This window comes from Pseudomonas sp. HP_12, assembly GCF_055283955.1.
The window spans coordinates 2,501-5,512 of record NZ_JBTOQG010000038.1 but is presented as its reverse complement, the minus strand read 5'-3'; the positions used below and the strand labels follow the sequence as shown (position 1 = coordinate 5,512).

Genomic DNA, 3,012 nt, shown 5'->3' with positions numbered 1-3,012 from the left:
AAAACAAAACCCCATCTGCTTTCGCAAATGGGGTTTCGGAATTTAATCTTGACGATGACCTACTCTCACATGGGGAAACCCCACACTACCATCGGCGATGCATCGTTTCACTGCTGAGTTCGGGATGGGATCAGGTGGTTCCAATGCTCTATGGTCGTCAAGAAATTCGGGTACTGACTCGTTCTTTCGAACGCTTCAGCAAATCGGGTATGTGATCAAGGTGCAGCTTGTGCGTTCGCAAACTTTCGTCTTCATGCGTCTTCACACACCGCAATCTGCCGTCTTTCTGCAGATTGCTTGGGTGTTATATGGTCAAGCCTCACGGGCAATTAGTATTGGTTAGCTCAACGCCTCACAGCGCTTACACACCCAACCTATCAACGTCGTAGTCTTCGACGGCCCTTCAGGGAACTCAAGGTTCCAGTGAGATCTCATCTTGAGGCAAGTTTCCCGCTTAGATGCTTTCAGCGGTTATCTTTTCCGAACATAGCTACCCGGCAATGCCACTGGCGTGACAACCGGAACACCAGAGGTTCGTCCACTCCGGTCCTCTCGTACTAGGAGCAGCCCCTCTCAAATCTCAAACGTCCACGGCAGATAGGGACCGAACTGTCTCACGACGTTCTAAACCCAGCTCGCGTACCACTTTAAATGGCGAACAGCCATACCCTTGGGACCGGCTTCAGCCCCAGGATGTGATGAGCCGACATCGAGGTGCCAAACACCGCCGTCGATATGAACTCTTGGGCGGTATCAGCCTGTTATCCCCGGAGTACCTTTTATCCGTTGAGCGATGGCCCTTCCATACAGAACCACCGGATCACTAAGACCTACTTTCGTACCTGCTCGACGTGTCTGTCTCGCAGTCAAGCGCGCTTTTGCCTTTATACTCTACGACCGATTTCCGACCGGTCTGAGCGCACCTTCGTACTCCTCCGTTACTCTTTAGGAGGAGACCGCCCCAGTCAAACTACCCACCATACACTGTCCTCGATCCGGATAACGGACCTGAGTTAGAACCTCAAAGTTGCCAGGGTGGTATTTCAAGGTTGGCTCCACGCAGACTGGCGTCCACGCTTCAAAGCCTCCCACCTATCCTACACAAGCAAATTCAAAGTCCAGTGCAAAGCTATAGTAAAGGTTCACGGGGTCTTTCCGTCTAGCCGCGGATACACTGCATCTTCACAGCGATTTCAATTTCACTGAGTCTCGGGTGGAGACAGCGCCGCCATCGTTACGCCATTCGTGCAGGTCGGAACTTACCCGACAAGGAATTTCGCTACCTTAGGACCGTTATAGTTACGGCCGCCGTTTACCGGGGCTTCGATCAAGAGCTTCGCGTTAGCTAACCCCATCAATTAACCTTCCGGCACCGGGCAGGCGTCACACCCTATACGTCCACTTTCGTGTTTGCAGAGTGCTGTGTTTTTAATAAACAGTCGCAGCGGCCTGGTATCTTCGACCGGCATGAGCTTACGGAGCAAGTCCTTCACCCTCACCGGCGCACCTTCTCCCGAAGTTACGGTGCCATTTTGCCTAGTTCCTTCACCCGAGTTCTCTCAAGCGCCTTGGTATTCTCTACCCAACCACCTGTGTCGGTTTGGGGTACGGTTCCTGGTTACCTGAAGCTTAGAAGCTTTTCTTGGAAGCATGGCATCAACCACTTCGTGTTCTAAAGAACACTCGTCATCAGCTCTCGGCCTTGAAACCCCGGATTTACCTAAGATTTCAGCCTACCACCTTAAACCTGGACAACCAACGCCAGGCTGGCCTAGCCTTCTCCGTCCCTCCATCGCAATAACCAGAAGTACAGGAATATTAACCTGTTTTCCATCGACTACGCTTTTCAGCCTCGCCTTAGGGACCGACTAACCCTGCGTCGATTAACGTTGCGCAGGAAACCTTGGTCTTTCGGCGTGGGTGTTTTTCACACCCATTGTCGTTACTCATGTCAGCATTCGCACTTCTGATACCTCCAGCAAGCTTCTCAACTCACCTTCACAGGCTTACAGAACGCTCCTCTACCGCATCATCCTAAGATGATACCCGTAGCTTCGGTGCATGGTTTTAGCCCCGTTACATCTTCCGCGCAGGCCGACTCGACTAGTGAGCTATTACGCTTTCTTTAAAGGGTGGCTGCTTCTAAGCCAACCTCCTAGCTGTCTAAGCCTTCCCACATCGTTTCCCACTTAACCATGACTTTGGGACCTTAGCTGACGGTCTGGGTTGTTTCCCTTTTCACGACGGACGTTAGCACCCGCCGTGTGTCTCCCATGCTCGGCACTTGTAGGTATTCGGAGTTTGCATCGGTTTGGTAAGTCGGGATGACCCCCTAGCCGAAACAGTGCTCTACCCCCTACAGTGATACATGAGGCGCTACCTAAATAGCTTTCGAGGAGAACCAGCTATCTCCGAGCTTGATTAGCCTTTCACTCCGATCCACAGGTCATCCGCTAACTTTTCAACGGTAGTCGGTTCGGTCCTCCAGTTAGTGTTACCCAACCTTCAACCTGCCCATGGATAGATCGCCCGGTTTCGGGTCTATTCCCAGCGACTAGACGCCCTATTAAGACTCGCTTTCGCTACGCCTCCCCTATTCGGTTAAGCTCGCCACTGAAAATAAGTCGCTGACCCATTATACAAAAGGTACGCAGTCACCCAACAAAGTGGGCTCCCACTGCTTGTACGCATACGGTTTCAGGATCTATTTCACTCCGCTCTCCGCGGTTCTTTTCGCCTTTCCCTCACGGTACTGGTTCACTATCGGTCAGTCAGTAGTATTTAGCCTTGGAGGATGGTCCCCCCATGTTCAGACAAGGTTTCTCGTGCCCCGTCCTACTCGATTTCATTGACAAGAGATTTTCGCGTACAGGGCTATCACCCACTATGGCCGCACTTTCCAGAGCGTTCCGCTAATCTCAAATCAACTTAAGGGCTGGTCCCCGTTCGCTCGCCACTACTAAGGGAATCTCGGTTGATTTCTTTTCCTCAGGGTACTTAGATGTTTCAGTT

At 51.8% G+C, this 3,012-nt stretch carries 2 rRNA genes (1 of these 2 running past the window's edge); both read right to left on the bottom strand.

Annotation, left to right across the window (positions count from 1 at the left end):
• Positions 1–46: 46 nt before the first annotated feature.
• Positions 47–162: ribosomal RNA gene (rrf, locus tag ACYASU_RS20330) — 5S ribosomal RNA — on the bottom strand.
• A gap of 146 nt (positions 163–308) precedes the next feature.
• Positions 309–3,012, bottom strand: a 23S ribosomal RNA gene (locus ACYASU_RS20325); it runs 189 nt beyond the window's last position.